Raw genomic sequence first — 17300 nt, 5'->3', positions numbered from 1 at the left:
GATGCTCGAAGCACGCGAGTTACGAAAGGAGTTCGGCGAACTGCGCGCCACCGACGACGTCTCGGTTCGGTTCGGCGAAACGGAGGGCGAACGGGTCTTCATCGTCGGCCCGAACGGTGCTGGGAAGACCACGCTCGTGAACCTCTTGACCGGGCTGCTCGAGCCCGATCGGGGCGAAGTCGTCGTCCACCGCGAGCAGAACGGCTCGACGGTCGAACGCGATATTACCGGGATGGCTCCCGAGAAGCGGGTCAAAGCCGGGCTGGTCAGGAGCTTCCAGATCGTTCACGTCTTCGAGGAGATGACGGTCAGAGAGAACGTCCGCACCGCAGCACTCTCTCGTCACGGGAAGACGCTGAGCATGCGCTCTCGCGACGACGGACACGAAGACGTCGAGCGACAGGTCGACGACCTCCTGGCGGACTTTCGCCTCGAGGGGATCGAAGACGAGATCGCCGAGACGCTCCCCCACGGCGATCGGAAGCTGCTCGACGTCGCGATGTCGTTCGCGCTCGATCCACAGTACCTGTTGCTCGACGAGCCGACGTCGGGGGTGGCCACCCAGGAGAAAGAGTACGTGATCGAGACGATCGTCGAGGCCAGCGAAGCCGAGAGCGTCACGACGGTCACTATCGAACACGACATGGATCTCGTCAAGGAGTACGCAGACCGGCTCGTCGTGCTCCACGACGGACAGATTTTCAGGGAGGGCGATCCCGACCTGCTCGAGACCGATCCCGACCTCCGGCGGGTCCTCCTGGGGGTGGACGAATGACGTCCGATCCCCTCCTCGAGGTGTCGAATCTCTCGGCGTTAGTCGAGGGGTTCGAGGTGACCCACGGTATCGATCTTGAGGTTCGCGAGGGCGAGGCGGTCGCACTGGTCGGACGAAACGGTGCGGGCAAGACGTCGACGTTTCGCTCGATCATGGGTCTGACGCCCGTCGCGAACGGGTCGGTCCGGTTCAAAGGGGAGGAACTGATCGACCGCCGTGCGGAACTGATTCCGAAACGCGGCATCGGCTACCAGCCGGAAAACCGTGATCTCTTTACGGGGATGACCGTCGAGGAGAACTTCCGGCTCCCGATCTGGACCTCCGGCGACGCCCGCGACATCGAGGACGAGGAGGCCGTCGTCGAGGACGTCTTCGACCTCTTTACCGAACTCGAGAACCGACGTAACGCCGAAGTGCAGAACTTGAGCGGCGGGCAAGGGAAGATGACTGCGATCGGCCGTGCGCTGGCGCTCCAGCCGGATCTGCTCTTGCTCGACGAGCCGCTCGAGGGACTGGCCCCCGTCGTCGTCGAGAACCTCAAACGCTACATTCGGGAGATCATCGACAGGGAGATCTCGGTGTTGGTTGCGGAGTCGAACGCGAGTCACGTCCCCGAAATCGTCGACCGGATGTACGTGATCGAACGCGGCGAGATCGTCGATAGCGGTGATCCCGAGGTACTCGCCGAGAACGAGGAGATTCAGCTACTGATGCAAGGCGGCGGTGAGTAACGCGGTCGACGATGAAAAACGAAGATCACGTACTCCGTGGTTCGGCCGCGGTGGATGCCGTTTGCGCCGCGTTTCGGCCGGTAATCGCGACGACGACCATCGAGAGACCGGTCGCGAGGAGGCCGACACCGACGAGAACGCCGATCGCCCAGGCCGCGTCGGCGGGAAATCCAAACCAGAGGAGGCCGGCGAGGACGAGTGAGAGCAGTCCGCTGACTGCGACCGACGCTCGGCCGGGCTGGTCGTCCATTCGCATCGCCATCCACAGTTCGGCGACGGCGTCGACCAACAGATACGCGATCGCCAGAGCCGTGAGGGTCACGAGTCCGACCACCGGGTTCACGAGCAAGATTACCCCTGCGAGGACCGAGACGACGCCGAGGGCGACCTGCCAGAGCGATCCGCTCCACCCGCGTGCGGTAAACGCGTGTGCGCCGTGGACGATCCCGCCGAGGATGAGGAGCATGCCGAGGCCGATCGTTACCGAGAGACCCGTTACCAGCGGAAACGCGACCGCGAGGAGGCCGATGAGGCCAACCACGCCGCCAGCGATCGCGAGGGTCCGCCATCCACGCTCGAGGGAGTAGCCGTACGATTCGTCGGTTGCTGTAACTGCGTTCATAAGAACACCGATACCACATACGGCCTGTCAATAGATAAACCTATTTTGCGAATTTATAGTAGGTCTGACCGATTGATCGGTCCAAAACATCGGGAACAACGTGGTGAAACCCGAATCAGGATTATGAACGGTCAGGAATCCACCGTCAGTTCCCAGCCGCGTTCCGTTCGACGAACGATTCCCTCGTCGGCCATCCGCTCGAGTAGTTCGGCGACGACCTCGCGAGAGGCACCGATGTCTCCGCTGAGTTCGCCGACGGACTTTGGCTCCGATCGGACGCTCGCCAGGAGATCCGCGTAGATTCGACTCTCCGGCCCAGCGCCGACCGTCTCGGAGATGTCGTCCAGGACGTCACAGAGTCGTCCCTGGACCCACCGCTGGGCGAGTGAGAGTTCGTTTTCGAGCTGTTCTAAGTCCTCGAGTGTGCGTAACAGGTCGTCAAGTTCGCCCGCGTTGTCCCAGGAGACGTCGAGCGAGAGGTGTCGACAGGTGGTGATGTCGAAGCTACTGTTTTCGGGGTAAGCGCTCTTGCTTGCGAACCCGTACGGGGAGACGTTGACCTCGAGTCGAACGTTTCGAGCGATATGAAAGTACTTCCGACGCTGATCGTCGACCCGGCTCTCGACGAGACCCGCCTCCTCGAGCTTTCGAAGGTGCTCGATGACCGCCTTGGGACTCACGCCAAGATAGTCGGAAATTTCGGTCACATAACAGGGTTTTCGGGCGAGCAGTCGAAGGATCCGTCTGCGGTTTTCGTTTCCCAGTAAATCCAGCAACGCGGCGGAGTCCATCGACCGAGCGTATGGTGTCGGCGCTGAAAAGGGTGTCTGCTCGAGCGAAGTCGATCGGTCGGAACACACTACGTGTCGTCGGATCCGAGGTCGGGACCCTGTCCCTCGTTTCCACCGGATTGGTCCGGCGGACCGGCATCGTCGGCTGGACTCGAGTCGGTACCGGTGGCGGTCGAACTCGAGCCATCGCCCGACCGATTGGCCGGGTGGTCGTCGTCGCTCTCGGCGACGGCGGCGTCGAGGTCGATCTCAGTCGCCGCGGCGTTCTCGTCCTGCGCTGGTGGTGTCCAGTTTCCGTCCTCATCGAGAACCGAGTCGTTCTGACCGGGTGCCGTCCAGTTTCCGTCCCCGTCGAGAACCGAGTCGTTCTGACCGGGTGCCGTCCAGTTTCCGTCCTCGTCGAGAGCCGGTGGACCACCGTCGAACTGTTCGAGGCCGGCGATTCCGCGCGCCTCGGACGCAACCGCCGAGCCCGAGAGATCGGACGCGTTCGATCGGAGATCGTCGAGGCGATCCCGGTCGACACCCGTTTCGTTCGCTCGCGGAATGGTTCGCTCGAGTGAGCGCTCGAGGGCGACGATTCCGATCGCGAGTTTCGCCGATCGCGCCCGGTACTCACCGGTGGAGACGTTCCCGTCGACTTCTTCGAGTAGCTCTCGCTCGGCTTCGAGCGCCTCGAGTCGTGTCTCGAGGGCGGCCGTACGATCGTCGACGAGCGCCGCTCGCTTATCGTCGTCGGCGCTCTCGTATTTCGTCTCGAACAGCCCGGATTCGACCGAACTCTCCGCGTCAGCGGCGCTCGATTGCATGAACGACGAGACGGTGAGGTTTCCGCCGGATTGAGTGCTCTCGTTCGATTGCGAGTCGAGGGACGGGGTCGTGACATCTCCGGCGGCGGCTGGTGCGGCCGTCAGCCCGAACATCACGGCGATCGTGAGGAAGACGACCAGCCGAGTGGATCTCATCGACGATACGTCCACCCGAACGACGTAAAAAGAGCGAGAGTCGTTCGAACCGTTTACGCGAACGTGACGACAAACGAGCGTATTCAAAAGCGTTTATACTCCGCTCTCTCTTTTTCACTCACTCTATAAATTTAAGAAATATTTAACTAGGTCGGGACCGTCACCGGTCGATCGACCGTCAAAACCCGACCGTATCCTCCATCAAGAGATCTAATGAACGACATGAATAGTCGACTCGAGTGGCAGATTAGGTACTAATCTGGTCGACGAGTTTCAAGACAAGTACATTGATAGCGATACTGTTTAAATCTATCCACAAATAGTTATCCCGCGCCAGACCATGTGTCTAGCTAGCATGTTCGAGGTGTTCTCCGGAAGCTACTATCTCGGACGGTTGTACGTGACTCCCACCGACGGAGAGTGTGCGGTCATGCACCGAGCGCAACACGAACGCATCAACCAAGAAGTGTATGCGACCGGCGACGGCGTCGAACGGCTCGATGCACCGCTCGTGATGAAACTCGAGTCCACACACTTCCCGGTTCACGGCGACGAGGCCGTTCCGTCGAACACGCTCGCCGTCCCGGAGTCGATGCTCGAGGGGACGCGGATCCGGAACCCGCCCTCGCTACGGGAGGTGTTTCTCGCCCGCCGAGAGCGTGCCCGACAGCTACTCGAGTTCGCCGGGGGATGGCAGCCGGGCGGAGACGATTCGTCGCACGTCGACGACGGGACTGCGGGCTAACGCGTGGCGTTCGGGGCCCGAGACGGGAGGGCATCACGCCCCCCGAAGGCCCCACACGAGAGACCGGCGCGATCGGACCCCGTCTACGTTCGAGCCGGGTGACGGGCGATGCTCCGCAGGACGGGGACGGCTTCGCTCGCTCCCCGGAACCTAAAAGTAGCTCCGCTTCGCGTCTTCGCCCGGATGTTCGACGTCGACGAGTTGCTCGGACGCGCATCGCTCAGAGAGCGCATCGACGAACTCGAGGATGAAAACGAGCGACTGCGAAAGCGCTACGAGGCCGAGTCCGACCGCCGTGCGGAGGCAACGACGGCGAGACAGGACGCCGAAGAGCGGATCAATCGTCTCGAAGACCGGATCGCACAGCTGGAAGGGGAACTCGACCAGGCCGGGGAGGACGACCGCGGCCTCGAGTTTCGACGTCGCGACCGGATCGGTGGGACGGAACTCGCCGGTGTCGTCGATCGACTCTCGTCGTTTCGAACCGAACCGGAAGGTGCGCTGACGGCCACGCTCGGCGGCGATGAGCCGGTTCGTGACCTCGATCTCGATCTGGAGGGTCGTCTCGGCGAGCGCATCGCCCTTCTGGAGGACGCCACGCCGTGTCTGTACTGTGTCGACGACGCCGGCCTCGTCTCGGTCGCCCTGAAACCGCCCGTCGAACCGACGATCGAACCGGGCTGGAACGATCGGTTCAGCCTCGAGCGCGAGTGGTTCCTGCCGACCGAACGGCACACCCTGGCGCTCGTTCGAGCCGACCTGTTCGCCCTCGGCGTTTACGACGGCGACGAACGAGTCGAGTACCGGGGGTTCGAGAGCGACGTCAAGGGGAGCCACTCGAAAGGAGGCTTCTCGCAGGCGCGGTTCGAACGAATCCGCGACGATCAGATCGACGATCATCTCGAGCGCTGTCGGAAAACCCTCGCGGAGTACGTCGGGGAGCCCTCGGCCGAGGAGCCGCTGTATCTGGTCGGCCAGCGCGGCGTCGTCGAGACGCTCGTCGACGAGTCGGGCCTCGAACCCGACGCAACCGCCGCCGTCGACGCGACCGGCGATCCGAACTCCGCCCTCGAGGACGCCGTGGATTCGTTCTGGACGACGGATCTGCTGGTTCTGTAATCCGGACGAGTGGGTCACCGGTCGTGTGAGGCAGACAAGGGGTTTGGCCGGGTTTGCTGGTTCTTTATGATCGCTCCGTCTGTACCGAGGGGTATGCGCGTTGCAATTTTGGCCCACGAACAGTTTCCCGACCGCGCCAAGACCGCCCTCGGCGTCCTCCGGTACGCCGACGACGACGTCGTCGCGGTTCTGGACCGAGAGAATCCGGGAACGCGGGTCTCGGAGTTCGTTCCGGACGTTCAGGACGCGCCTGTCGTCGCCGGAATGGACGCCCTCGAGCCCGACGAGGTCGAGACGCTCCTGATCGGTATCGCGCCCATCGGCGGCGGCTTCGACGAAAGCTGGCGTGCGGACGTCAGGACCGCCCTCGAGTACGGCTGCGACGTCGTCTCCGGACTCCACTACTTCCTCGCGGAGGACGAGGAGTTCGCCCGGCTGGCCGCGGAAAGCGACTGTGAACTGCGAGACGTGCGTCGGCCGCCGGACGGTCTGTCGGTGAGCGACGGCGTCGCTGGCGACGTCGACGCCGAGGTCGTCCTGACCGTCGGCACCGACTGCTCGGTCGGCAAGATGACGACGACGATGGAGCTGGCTCGCGACGCTCGCGAGGCGGGGTACGACGCCGCCGTAATCCCGACCGGACAGACCGGGATCATGATCGAGGGGTGGGGGAATCCGGTCGACCGGGTCGTCAGTGACTTCACCGCGGGGGCGGTCGAGGAGATGATCGTAGAGAAAGGCGACGAGTACGACTACCTCTTCGTCGAGGGTCAGGGGAGTATCGTCCACCCGGCGTACTCGGCTGTCACCTGTGGTATCCTCCACGGCGCGATGCCCGACCGACTCGTCCTCTGTCACGACGCCGGCCGCGAGGCGATCCACGGCTACGAGTCGTTCCCGCTCCCCCCGATCCGGAGCTACGTCGACCTCTACGAGAACCTCGCCGCGCCGGTCAGCGAGGCGCGGATCGTCGCCGGCGCACTCAACACCGCCGGACTCGACGACGATGCGGCTCGAGACGCCCTCGAAGAGTACGCCGCCGAACTCGACGCGCCCGCGACGGACGTGATCCGATTCGGAACCGAGGACCTGCTCGAGGTCCTGCTATGAGTCTCGAGACCACGTTCAAGCGACGGTCACTCCCACTCGACCGTCCGTTTACCATCTCGCGGGGAACGACGACCGAGACCGAGATCGTCACCGTCGAGATCGTAGACGAGGATGGGACGGTCGGTCTCGGTGCCGCCGCACCGGCCTCACACTACGGCGAGACCGCGGCGACGGTCGAGGCAGTCCTCCCCGACCTGCTCGAGGTGGTCGAAGACGTCGGGGACCCCCACCAACTCGCACGGATCGAGCGTCGAATGCGCGAGCGGGTGAACCGAAACCCATCGGCGCGGACGGCGGTTAGCATCGCGGTACACGATCTCGTGGCGAAACGCCTCGAGATCCCGCTGTACCGGTACTGGGGGCTTGATCCGGCGGAAACGCTCGAGACGTCGTTTACGATTGGACTCGACGACACCGAGACGATGCGGGAGAAAACCGAAGCGGCCGTCGATGCGGGGTACGGAACGCTGAAGGTCAAACTCGGCACCGACCGCGACGTCGAGATCGTTCGAGCGATCCGAGAGACAGCGCCCGACGCCCGGCTGTTCGTCGACGCGAACGAAGCGTGGACGCCCCGCGAGGCAGTCGAGACGATCGATCGCCTCGCGGAGTTCGATCTCGCGTTCGTCGAACAGCCCGTCCCGGCCGAGAATCCTGACGGGTTGCGATTCGTCTACGAGCGCTCGCCGATTCCGATCGCGGCCGACGAATCCTGCGTAACTGTCGCGGACATCCCGCGGATCGCAGACCGCTGTGACGTCGCGAACCTGAAGCTGATGAAGTGTGGCGGCCTCCGGGAGGCACGGCGGATGATCCACGCCGCCCGCGCACACGGTCTCGAGGTGATGCTTGGCTGTATGCTCGAGTCGAACGCCTCGATCGCCCCGGCCTGTCATCTCGCGCCGGCGCTCGATTACGCCGACCTCGACGGCGCGCTCTTGCTCGCCGACGACCCAGCCGAGGGAGTCGGAATGCCCGACGGCCGGATCGATCTCGAGGGACTAGATCGGCCGGGAACGGCTGCCGTCATCGAGTGATCGGACGAGAGCCGTCGATCAAGTCTCGCTCAGCGCGTTCTCGAGTCGCTCGGCCCCGACCCGGCCCCCGTCGCACTCGAGGGCGAAGCCGAACGTTCGGAGACAGTCGGGTGCACGCCCCGGCCCGTGAATCAGGACTTCGACCAGATCGTCCGGTTCGTCGACGTCGGTCCCGAGTCGGAACGAGTCGACCGCCTCGAGCGATGCGCCCACGTCCCGTGCGATTTCGCGGTGATCGAGATACGACGTTCCGTGGTAGTCGACCCGAAACTCGGGGGTGCGAACGACGAGCGCGTTCGTTCCACCGCCCCGACCCGGTGCGATCGCGACGTCCGCGTCGGTCGCGAACAGCGACTCGAGTGCGGCCGGAGTCGCGAGCGCGAGGTCGGCCATGACGACGGCGACGGGGTCACCGCCTCGATCGGGAAGTCGAGCGTCGACCGCGTCCGTCAGCGCACGGTCGTCGATCTCGACCGAAACCGACGACGGAACCGACTCAAGTTCGCCGTCGAACGACAGCGGCGAAGTAGAGACGATCGTCGGCTCGTGGCCCGCCGCGTCGATCGCCGCCAGAACGTCCGCGAGCATCGCTCGAGCGAATCGGAGGCGCTCTGAACGCGTGAGTACGCCCTCGAGGCGGGTTTTTGGTGTTTCGGCGGCGAACGGGACGACGACCTGCATCTCGGCGGGGGTTACCCGTACGCGCTCAAAAGAGCGTCGGCTCGCGTCGGAAAACGTGTTCGTTATCGATACCGCACGGTCGAAGACGGGTCTGAAACAGCACACCACAGCGACCGCAGCATCGTGTCCCCCGACACGAACGCGACCACAAGTTCGCAGCGTCGTACGATTGCGGTACCGGTGTACCGCCGCATCCGGAGATCGGGTCCAGGGCGTGGCAGTACTGGCTGATAGGGATCATCGTCGCCAACCGACGGTTTCGCCCCCGTCTGTCGTGGCTGTCCCTCGATTCGTCACAGGAATGTGATGAACGTCTCGGATAATCTCTATAACAGCAGACCGTATCAGAACAGCGGCTCGAGTTCGTCCTCGTCGTCTTCGACGAGTTCTTCCAGGTTCTCCTCGCTTTCGGCCTGGATGTCCTCGATGTTGTCCTGTGCCTCGATTGCGACCTGCTGGAGGCGCTTGATCCGCGGGACGTTCGTAACGCCCGAGAGCAAGATCGCCGCCGCGACCTCCGGTTCGCCACGGGGGTAGTCCCCGCCACGAACCTCCATGCTCCCGGTTTCTTCTTCGAGCCACTTTCGTCCGCGCTCAATTCCTTTCCGATTCAAATACTCCGACGGCCCGGCGAGGACGAGTAGCGCGCGTTCGGTTCCCTCGATCTCACACGGTAACGTGAGCCGGCCGAGTGCGGCCTTTCGAACGAGGCTCGTAATTCGGTTGGTCGTGTTCGCAGCGTCCAGATCGTCGTCACCCCCATCGTCGGCCGTAAATCGCGACAGGAGACCACCACCGTTCGTGAGTTCGACGCCTTCGCTCGCGTAGCCGACGGTGGAGACGCCACCACCCGAGAGCGTGTTGATGATCTCGGAGGAGTCGACGACGCTCTCGGCTACCTCCTGGTCGCCGGTTACCTCACCCGCGCCGAAGAGGATGCCGAACCGACGGACGATCTCCTCGTTGATCTGCTCGTAGCCACCCTCGACGGATTCGCCGGTCTGTCGCCAGGAGTCGTTGTCGAAGACGAGCAGGTTGTCGACCTCGCGGACGAACGTCTGGAACGAGCGGGCGGCGTTGAGCGTGTAGATACCCCCTTCGTCCGTTCCGGGAAGAACGCCGAGTCCGTAGACGGGAATCGTATAGATTCGCTTCAGATGTTTCGCGAGCACCGGCGCGCCACCGGAGCCCGTTCCGCCGCCCATCCCGGCGACGATCAGAAACGCGTCGACCTCGTGGGTCGGGATCTGATCGATCGCGTTCTGGACCTCGTCGATGTCCTCCTCGGCGATTTCCGCGCCGAGCTCGTTGTCCGCACCAACGCCGTGGCCCTTCACGCGAGCCTGGCCGATCAGTACACGATTGTCCTGCGGGATACGCTCGAGACCCATCAGGTCTGCTTTCGCGGAGTTGACCGCGATCGCAGCCCGGACGATCCCGCTGTTCGTTCGATCGTCGTAATCGAGAAATCGATCGACGATCTTGCCACCGGCCTGTCCGAATCCGATCATCGCCAGCTTCATTGTTTGTCAGGGGGCTCCGTTGGATTGGAACAGTGCGATTAAGACTATAAGTCTTTTGATGATGTGAATTTCTCGCATAATTCCATATTACTCGAAATCGGGTGACTGCATCGATTTTCGGACGTCGCCTCCAATATGTAAAATATAATATATTGCTCCGAGTACTGCTCTTTATACTATTGTTTCGGCCGGAAGGGGGTGGTCGTGACCGCGGTGGCAGCCACGACGGCCACGGAGTGTCAGCGAGGCAGTCTTCCGAGATACGAGCCAAGCGTCGTCAACTCGGCCTCGTCGACGCCGAAGGCCGTCACGTCGTTGGTCGCGACGGTGTTGTTCATCTCGAGCGAGCGTGCCTGATCCGGACCGAACGGGACGAACGGGAGGGGATCCGCGAGCGCCAGTCCGATCTTCGCGACCGGCATCGGAATCGGGAGTACGGTGACGGACGTTCCCTCCGCATGGTACGCGAGTTCGGTTACGTCGGCAAGGGTGAGTACCTGCGGTCCGGCGACCTCGTAGATCTCGCCGACGTGCTCGTCCTCGAGGCCGTCGGCCAGTATCGGGACGAGGTCGTCGATCCAGATCGGCTGGAACCGGGTCCGCCCACCGCCCGGAAGACCGGTCACGTACGGCGTCGTTAGTTTCTTCGTAAAGTCAACGAACTCGCCGCCGTCGCCGAAGACGACCGACGGACGGAAAATCGTCCACGCCAGATCCGAGTTCCTGACGACCGACTCGGCGCGTCCTTTCGCCCGAATGTAGGCGGTGTCGCCGTTTGGATCGGCGTCGAGTGCACTCATCTGGACGAACCGTTCGACGTCGTTCTCCTCGGATGCGCGGACGAGATGTTCGGTCCCCTCGAGGTGGACCTCCTCGTGGCTTGTCCCCGCGGGTGGCTGAAAGAGCGGCGACAGCGAGACGAGGTTGACGACCGCGTCGTGTTCCGCGACCACGTCGACGATCGAGTCGTAGGCGCTGACGTCGCCCATCGCGAGGTCGATCTCGCTCGGGAGACCGCCTCGGTCCGGGTTTCGAGAGAGCGCCGTCACCTCGTGTCCCCGGTCGTTCAGTTCCGCACACAGGTTCGTTCCGATGAAGCCGGTGCCGCCGGCGACGAGGACGTTCATAGACGTCAACTGACGCTCGAGCGATAAATAGGTAATCGAGCAGCGCGCGAGAGAGCGCGAGAAAGCTCACCACAGACGTGAGCACGAACGACGTGTGGAACTCGGGAACAGTACGATAATGTACCCGGCCCGACGAGGTGCCAGCATGCTCGTCACGCTCGAGGGGCTGGATGGCAGCGGGAAGACGACGGTGTGGGAGGCCCTGCAAGACCGGTATCCCGAGGCGACGTTTACGCGGGAGCCGACCGACGACTCCTGGTACGGCGAGGCCGTCTACCGCTCGATCGCAGACGACGAGGCCGACCCGCTGGCGGAGCTCTTTCTCTACACCGCCGACCACGCCGACCACCTCTCCCGAGTGGTCGAGCCCGCCCTCGAGCGCGGCGACCTCGTGATCTCGGACCGGTACTCCGACTCTCGCTTTGCCTACCAGGGCGCGACGCTCGAGGCGTGGAGCGACGACGCCGGTGAGCGCGGACTCGAAGATCCCCTCGAGTACGTCGTCGATGTCCACGAACCGATCTCGATCGTACCGGAGCTGACGATCTACCTGGAGCTCGATCCCGAGACGGCCGCCGAGCGAGCGGGGACAACGAACAAGTTCGAACGCGCCGAGTATCTCGCGTCCGTCCAGGAGAACTACGAACGACTACTCGAGCGCGATCCGGATCGGTTCGTCCGGGTCGACGCGAACGACACACCTGAGGCCGTCCTCGAGGGCGTGGTGACCGCACTCGAGGGAGCACTCGAAACGGAGTAAATACTCGCCCGCAAGCAGCGTTAGCCCATCTCGATGTACGTCTTCGTGTCGGTCACGCCCTCGAGTCCCTGAATGCCCGAGGAGACCGCCTGAAGAACGTCGTAGATCTCGTCGGCGTCGACCTCGGCGATGATGTCGTAGTTGCCTGCGACGATATGGGCTGTGGAGACGGCCTCGATCTCCCTGATCGCATCGAGAAGTCCCTCGGACTTTCCGGCGGCCGTCTTCACCATGATGAACGCGTGAACCATCGGTCGCTGGTGTGGTACTCTCTGACACGACTAAAGCTTTTGCCCGAGAGACGTCGCCAGGTGTGTCACACTGGGGCAAACTTATTGACGGGGGGCGGCGTATCGCCTTCCATGCGGTTCGTGATTATCGGCGCTGGACGGGTTGGGTTGCGGACGGGACGCGTCCTGCGCGAGGAAGGCCACGAGGTAACGCTGATCGAACGCGACGAAGCGAAGATCAGACGTGCTCGTAATCAGGAGTTTCCCGTCGTCGACGGAGACGGATCTCGAGAGTCGGTTCTCGAGGACGCCGGTGTCGCGAACGCCGACGTGTTGGGTGCGCTGACGGCCGATCTGAACGTGAACTTCACCGCGTGTATGATCGCCAAACACTACGGCTGTCGGACGGTCATGCGCATCGACGAGGGGTATCGCGAGGAGATCTACCGCAAGTACGCAGACGAGGTCGACGAGGTGATCTATCCCGAGCGTCTCGGCGCTCTGGGCGCGAAAAACGCCTTGCTCGGCGGAACGATTCGCGCGGTCGCTGACGTCGCGCCGAGCCTCCAGGTCGTCGAGGTGACCGTCAGCGACGCAGCGCCGGTCAACGGCTACACGATGGACGAACTGGAACTCCCCGCCAACGCGACCATCCTCGCGTTCGGCAAACGAGGGGCCGACCTCGAGATTCCCTCCGCCGACGAGTCGCTCGAGGACGGTGATAGAATCGTCGTGCTAGCGGATTTCGACGTGTTGAGCGACGTCAGACAGCTGCTCGTCGGCGAGAGTCCGGAGCGTGCAACGGCCAACGCGGGAACCGGAGGTGTCAACTGATGGTCACAGCATTCGTCATGATCAAAGCGAACACGGGCGAGGCGGATCGACTACGGGAGGAAATCGAAGCGATCGACGGCGTCGAGTCGGCACACATCGTCGCCGGCGATGTCGATATCATCGCGAAAGCGCGGGTGGGAACCCCCGCGGAGGTAAAGGACATCGCGGCGACTCAGATCCAGGGAGTCGACGGCATCGAGGACACCCAGACGTACATCGCGATGGACTAAGAACGAACTTTTGCGCTGCGGTCTATCGCGCTGGCGGCTTGTCGCACAGCGCGACGTCCCTCGGCAAAAACGTCAAAAGAGCGCAAGCGGTCTTTTGCACATCGCCGAGCTGCGCTCCGCTCAGTTTCGATCAAAAGCACTCCTCACTCTTCTCGGTTCACGGCCCTCGGCCGTTCGCCTATCCGCGGCGCGTCGCGGCGCGCTCTCCACATCGGTCGTCGGCCCGCTCGCTCAGCCTGCGGCTTCGCTCGCGGGGGGTTCGATCGATTCCCTGCCCTCCCCCGGGTCGTGTGCCGCTCGCGACGCTCGCGACGCACTCCCGGCCAGAAAAATGGGTTCTCGTAACTCGTCCGACGAGCTACATCGGCATCCCGCCGCTGCCGCCGTTGCCGTTCTCGGGGCCCCCTTCGGCCGCTTGCTGGCCGCGGCTCTGGGCGCTCTCGAGCAACGTCGCCGCCGCGCCCCGGTACTCGTAGCCGGGGACGATCCCCTGGGCGAACGTTCCCTCGACGTATTCGACGAGCGCCTTGGCGTCTTCGACGCCTTCGCGGGCGTTCCAAGAGGTATACTCGAGGGTCACGCGAACGTCGTCGCCGTCGCGTTCGACGATCGGATCCTCGTGGTCACTCGTGTGGGCGACGGTGAAAGCGTCCGCGAGTCGTCGCTCGAGGGGGTCGAACCAGCCCTCTTCGACGACGGGCGCGACGGTTTCGTTCGCGACGGCGGCGTCGAGCGTGGGGAAGGTGACGACGACGGAAAAACGGGCGTCGCGTTCGTCATCAGTCGCCGTGGCGGTTACGTGAGCGTCGAAGACGGTCGTCTCGAGTTCGTAGCCGTCGTCGGACGGTGCGAACGCGTCGTGGTCCGTGAGTGCGCGTTCGACGGGCGTCGGAAGGGATGTCATCATCCGTCCGAACGGTCGTGACGAAAAAGGATGTTGCGTTGCGTGCCGACTCGAGAAGGTAATCGGCCGAGGGGACGGCGAGTACGGTTCCATTTCGGATCGTTTCGACGATCAGTGACTCGTTTCCACTGAAAACGCCCCGTATAACTACAACAGATATCGACGTTTTCCGTCGGCATGTCCATCGATAGATACGCCGCCGAACGTCGCCGCTTCGCACGCCTCCTCGGAACCGACGACGAACTCGGTTCCGGCCTTCCGATCGGAGACGTCTCGAGTCGAGACGGCGACGCGAAGAGCGATGGCGGGCGACACATTTCTCACGAGGATCTGTCTAACGCTCCTCGTGAGGACCACGCTCTGTCTGACGCCAACCACGACCGCCCAGATTCTCAGTCGCGTTCACAGCGTCGAACGCGCTACACGGGACAGAATCTGGACCGGAACTGAAACGAGCGATCGAATCCGGCTCGAGAGGAGAACCCAGTGAATCAGAACTGGGCGAACCGAAACGCGACCCTCGCCGGAGACGCTGACTACGCCGGCAAGAGAACGGCGTCGCTACGAAACCTCTCGGCTCTCGAGGAACGAACTGATCGCCGTCGCGACCTCCTCGAAGTCCTTGACGGTGAGGCCGTCGGTCGTGACGAAGACGCCGTCGCTCTCGGAGGTGACCCGGATCAGAAAGCCGTTGTCGAAGACGCGGATCGTGTAGTTGTAGTCGCCGAGTTCCGAGCCCTCGTAGGCGGTCTGGGCCGTTTTGAACCCGCGCCACTCGTGGCCGATAAACGTCGAGAGGTCAGCATCGCGCTCGAGGTCCTCCCGGAGATAGACCTGCTCGTAGTCGTCTCGAGTGAAGTAGGTGACCGACCGGAGGCTGTCGCCGATAGCCGTCCGACAGGTCGTGACGATCTGCTCCGCTGCCGCTGACGTGAGTAGCCCAGTGGCCATATCGAAGTGGTCGAACCCTGGGACCTTAACGCCGGGGGCAGATGTCAGGTGTGTAAGAACGAGGGGACGACACCGAGGTGTCGGGCCAGCAATCCGTCTCAGTTGGCAGCGTCGATCGCCTGCTCGAGGTCGGCGATCACGTCGTCGACGTCCTCGATGCCGATGGAGATGCGAACGAGGTCGTCGGTGGTTCCACTCGCCAGTTTCTCCTCCTCGGTGAGCTGCTGGTGGGTCGTACTCGCGGGATGGATGATCAGCGACTTCGCGTCGCCGACGTTGGCCAGCAGACTGAACAGTTCGACCTCGTTACAGACCGTCTCGGCGGCGTCGTAGCCGCCCTCGAGGCCGAACGTAATCATGCCGCCGTAGCCGCCCTCGAGGTACTCGCTTGCTTCCTCGTGGGTCTCGTGGCTCTCGAGGCCGGGGTAGTTGACCCAGGCGACCTCGTCGTGGTCCTCGAGGTACTCCGCGACGGCCATCGCGTTCTCGCAGTGTTTCTCCATTCGCAGCGGCAGTGACTCGAGTTTCTGGAGGGTGACCCAGGCGTCGAACGGCGACTGCTGGTTGCCCAGATCACGCAGCCCGCGGGTTCGGGCGACGACGGAGAAGGCCATGTCGCCGAACGTTTCATAGAAGTTGACACCGTGATAGGCCGGGTTCGGCTCGGTTATCTCGGGGTAGTCGCCGTCGGGCCAGGGGAACGAGCCCCCGTCGACGAGGATGCCGCCGACGGTCGATCCAGCGCCGTGGATCCACTTGGTCGTCGAGTTCCAGACCAGGTCCGCGCCGTGTTCGAGCGGGCGACAGAGATACGGTGTCGCGAACGTGTTGTCGACGAACAGCGGGACATCGTGGTCGTGAGCGATATCGGCAACGCGCTCGATATCGGGCGTCACCAGAGCAGGGTTGCCGATCGTCTCGAGGTGGACGAACGCGGTGTCGTCGTCGATCGCTTCGGCGTAGGCATCGTAGTCGAGCGTGTCGACGAATTTGGTCTCGATTCCCCGCTTGGCGACGGTGTGGGTGAGGTAGGTGTAGGTGCCGCCGTACAGCGACGACGAGGAGACGATGTTGTCGCCCACGTCGGCGAGGATGAAGGTCGCGAGGTCGAACGCCGCCATTCCCGACGAGGTCGCGAGGGCCCCGACCCCGCCCTCGAGGGTCGCGATGCGCTCCTCTAACATCGCGTTCGTCGGGTTCATGATCCGCGAGTAGATGTTGCCGAACTCCTCTAATCCGAACAGAGCAGCCGCGTGACCGGTGTCATCGAACTCGTAGGAGGTCGTCTGGTACAGCGGCGGGGCGCGTGCGCCCGTCGTCGGGTCGGGCTCTTGTCCGGCGTGGATGCTGTCGGTTGCGAACTCGTGATCTGCTGGATCGTCACTCATGTTCGTGTTCCACTCACGGGAGGTAATAAAACGTTATCGCGAGACGCTGAGGAGGTTTTAATCAACTGACAGGAGATGTCTGCGGAGGACTAGTTCGGTAATTCCACGCATAACCTATCGAATCAGTTGACCAGTAGACGTATACAGATAATTCAACTCGAACTCGAACGGTCGGAGTCGGTCGATTTCCGGCCAGCTACCGGGGGGAGTTCTCCGTCACGCGAAAGCGTTCGAGATCCGGCATAGCGGACGATCACGAGAGCGACCACGAGGTAGGTTAGTTCTCTAATCGGTAGCGTCGCCACGAGTTCAGGTGTTTCACCGGTAACTGCGAGAAACGGCGGAAGATTGCCTGCTGCGTGTGCGATCATCACGACCAACAGCCCGCCACCTGTGCTGTTGTACAACCAAGCGAGAACGATCGCCCAGAGAATCGTCGTCAGATAGTAGCTGTGAAGCGTCGCTGGGTCGTACGCAGGCAGGTCGTACAAGAGGAACAGCGGGAGGTGCCAACTCGCCCAGAGGATACCGACGAGAGCGGTGACGACTACTGCGCTGTGTCGTTCCTGGAGTCGGGACTGAGCGAATCCGCGCCACCCAAACTCTTCGAGCCTCCAGCGAGAAAGAGCACGACGAGGAAATTCACGAGATACAGTACCAGTGGTACTGTCGGCTCGAAGGGCTCTGTTGAATCACGAGACAGCATCGGGATAGGTCGCTAAATCAAAGGAGTTGAAGCGGGAGAGTCGAGTTGTCCATGACCCAAATCTCCCGCTT

At 63.0% G+C, this 17300-nt stretch carries 20 protein-coding genes and 1 pseudogene; 10 read left to right on the top strand and 11 right to left on the bottom strand.

Annotated features, from left to right (window positions below; genetic code table 11):
- Position 1 precedes the first annotated feature (1 nt).
- Both GRS80_RS16615 and GRS80_RS16610 read left to right on the top strand, forming a co-directional pair.
- Entirely contained in the window at positions 2-775 is a 774-nt protein-coding gene (locus GRS80_RS16615) for an ABC transporter ATP-binding protein (RefSeq protein ID WP_160048535.1), read from the top strand.
- A complete protein-coding gene (locus GRS80_RS16610) occupies positions 772-1506 on the top strand; it encodes an ATP-binding cassette domain-containing protein (protein ID WP_149080658.1) in 735 nt (244 codons plus the stop codon). The genes GRS80_RS16615 and GRS80_RS16610 overlap by 4 nt, the downstream gene beginning before the upstream one ends.
- Before the next feature lie 25 nt (positions 1507-1531).
- Here the strand turns inward: GRS80_RS16610 and GRS80_RS16605 are convergent, their stop codons facing one another.
- From GRS80_RS16605 to GRS80_RS16595, 3 genes are all read right to left on the bottom strand, one after another.
- Positions 1532-2128 (bottom strand): DUF308 domain-containing protein, encoded by a 597-nt coding sequence (locus GRS80_RS16605; RefSeq protein ID WP_160048534.1) that lies wholly within the window; start codon positions 2126-2128, stop codon positions 1532-1534.
- 131 nt (positions 2129-2259) lie between these two features.
- On the bottom strand, positions 2260-2919 hold the full coding sequence (locus GRS80_RS16600) for a metalloregulator ArsR/SmtB family transcription factor (protein ID WP_160048533.1): 660 nt from the start codon (positions 2917-2919) through the stop codon (positions 2260-2262).
- 68 nt (positions 2920-2987) lie between these two features.
- On the bottom strand, positions 2988-3884 hold the full coding sequence (locus GRS80_RS16595) for a hypothetical protein (protein ID WP_160048532.1): 897 nt from the start codon (positions 3882-3884) through the stop codon (positions 2988-2990).
- A 355-nt stretch (positions 3885-4239) separates the two neighbouring features.
- On the opposite strand from GRS80_RS16595, the gene GRS80_RS16590 reads away from it, so the two are divergent.
- From GRS80_RS16590 to GRS80_RS16575, 4 genes are all read left to right on the top strand, one after another.
- Complete coding sequence (locus tag GRS80_RS16590) at positions 4240-4629, top strand: DUF5802 family protein (protein WP_160048531.1); 390 nt, start codon at positions 4240-4242, stop codon at positions 4627-4629.
- 183 nt (positions 4630-4812) lie between these two features.
- Positions 4813-5748 carry a Vms1/Ankzf1 family peptidyl-tRNA hydrolase gene (locus GRS80_RS16585; protein WP_160049048.1) on the top strand — a complete coding sequence of 312 codons (936 nt, stop codon included), beginning with the start codon at positions 4813-4815 and terminating at the stop codon, positions 5746-5748.
- A 93-nt stretch (positions 5749-5841) separates the two neighbouring features.
- The gene (locus GRS80_RS16580; RefSeq protein ID WP_160048530.1) at positions 5842-6858 is read left to right on the top strand and encodes a DUF1611 domain-containing protein; all 1017 of its coding nucleotides are present in this window, start codon (positions 5842-5844) and stop codon (positions 6856-6858) included.
- Positions 6855-7895, top strand: a complete 1041-nt coding sequence (locus GRS80_RS16575) for a dipeptide epimerase (protein ID WP_160048529.1) — start codon at positions 6855-6857, stop codon at positions 7893-7895. Before GRS80_RS16580 ends, GRS80_RS16575 begins: the two co-directional genes overlap by 4 nt.
- Before the next feature lie 18 nt (positions 7896-7913).
- On the opposite strand, the gene cofC is transcribed toward GRS80_RS16575, so the two are convergent.
- The 3 genes from cofC to GRS80_RS16560 all read right to left on the bottom strand — a co-directional run bounded on the left by cofC (position 7914) and on the right by GRS80_RS16560 (position 11226).
- Entirely contained in the window at positions 7914-8576 is a 663-nt protein-coding gene (gene cofC, locus GRS80_RS16570) for a 2-phospho-L-lactate guanylyltransferase (RefSeq protein WP_160048528.1), read from the bottom strand.
- 344 nt (positions 8577-8920) lie between these two features.
- Positions 8921-10099, bottom strand: a complete 1179-nt coding sequence (locus GRS80_RS16565) for a tubulin/FtsZ family protein (protein ID WP_149080650.1) — start codon at positions 10097-10099, stop codon at positions 8921-8923.
- A 239-nt stretch (positions 10100-10338) separates the two neighbouring features.
- The gene (locus GRS80_RS16560; protein WP_160048527.1) at positions 10339-11226 is read right to left on the bottom strand and encodes a complex I NDUFA9 subunit family protein; all 888 of its coding nucleotides are present in this window, start codon (positions 11224-11226) and stop codon (positions 10339-10341) included.
- 145 nt (positions 11227-11371) lie between these two features.
- Between GRS80_RS16560 and tmk the strand changes: the two genes are divergently transcribed.
- Positions 11372-11986, top strand: coding sequence for a dTMP kinase (tmk, locus tag GRS80_RS16555; protein ID WP_160048526.1), 615 nt, complete (start codon positions 11372-11374; stop codon positions 11984-11986).
- Between the two features lie 20 nt (positions 11987-12006).
- On the opposite strand, the gene GRS80_RS16550 is transcribed toward tmk, so the two are convergent.
- Positions 12007-12237 carry an Lrp/AsnC ligand binding domain-containing protein gene (locus GRS80_RS16550; RefSeq protein ID WP_149080647.1) on the bottom strand — a complete coding sequence of 77 codons (231 nt, stop codon included), beginning with the start codon at positions 12235-12237 and terminating at the stop codon, positions 12007-12009.
- A gap of 111 nt (positions 12238-12348) precedes the next feature.
- Between GRS80_RS16550 and GRS80_RS16545 the strand changes: the two genes are divergently transcribed.
- Both GRS80_RS16545 and GRS80_RS16540 read left to right on the top strand, forming a co-directional pair.
- A complete protein-coding gene (locus GRS80_RS16545; protein WP_160048525.1) occupies positions 12349-13050 on the top strand; it encodes a TrkA family potassium uptake protein in 702 nt (233 codons plus the stop codon).
- Positions 13050-13280 (top strand): Lrp/AsnC ligand binding domain-containing protein, encoded by a 231-nt coding sequence (locus GRS80_RS16540; protein ID WP_160048524.1) that lies wholly within the window; start codon positions 13050-13052, stop codon positions 13278-13280. Before GRS80_RS16545 ends, GRS80_RS16540 begins: the two co-directional genes overlap by 1 nt.
- A 358-nt stretch (positions 13281-13638) precedes the next feature.
- Here the strand turns inward: GRS80_RS16540 and GRS80_RS16535 are convergent, their stop codons facing one another.
- Positions 13639-14184, bottom strand: a complete 546-nt coding sequence (locus tag GRS80_RS16535; RefSeq protein WP_160048523.1) for a DUF5813 family protein — start codon at positions 14182-14184, stop codon at positions 13639-13641.
- Between the two features lie 177 nt (positions 14185-14361).
- On the opposite strand from GRS80_RS16535, the gene GRS80_RS20850 reads away from it, so the two are divergent.
- Positions 14362-14634, top strand: a complete 273-nt coding sequence (locus GRS80_RS20850) for a hypothetical protein (protein ID WP_160048522.1) — start codon at positions 14362-14364, stop codon at positions 14632-14634.
- Positions 14635-14745: 111 nt separating this feature from the next.
- Here the strand turns inward: GRS80_RS20850 and GRS80_RS16525 are convergent, their stop codons facing one another.
- From GRS80_RS16525 to GRS80_RS16515, 3 genes and pseudogenes are all read right to left on the bottom strand, one after another.
- Entirely contained in the window at positions 14746-15135 is a 390-nt protein-coding gene (locus GRS80_RS16525) for a hypothetical protein (protein WP_149080642.1), read from the bottom strand.
- A gap of 98 nt (positions 15136-15233) precedes the next feature.
- Positions 15234-16523 carry an O-acetylhomoserine aminocarboxypropyltransferase/cysteine synthase family protein gene (locus tag GRS80_RS16520; RefSeq protein WP_160048521.1) on the bottom strand — a complete coding sequence of 430 codons (1290 nt, stop codon included), beginning with the start codon at positions 16521-16523 and terminating at the stop codon, positions 15234-15236.
- Positions 16524-16675: 152 nt separating this feature from the next.
- A pseudogene (locus tag GRS80_RS16515) lies at positions 16676-17122 on the bottom strand (CPBP family intramembrane glutamic endopeptidase); the annotation flags it as partial.
- Positions 17123-17300 lie beyond the last annotated feature (178 nt).

This window comes from Natrialba sp. INN-245 (genome assembly GCF_009807105.1).
Taxonomy (GTDB): Archaea; Halobacteriota; Halobacteria; order Halobacteriales; family Natrialbaceae; genus Natrarchaeobius; species Natrarchaeobius swarupiae.
The sequence above is the reverse complement of the archived record's forward strand: the minus strand, read 5'-3'. Positions and strand labels throughout refer to the sequence as shown.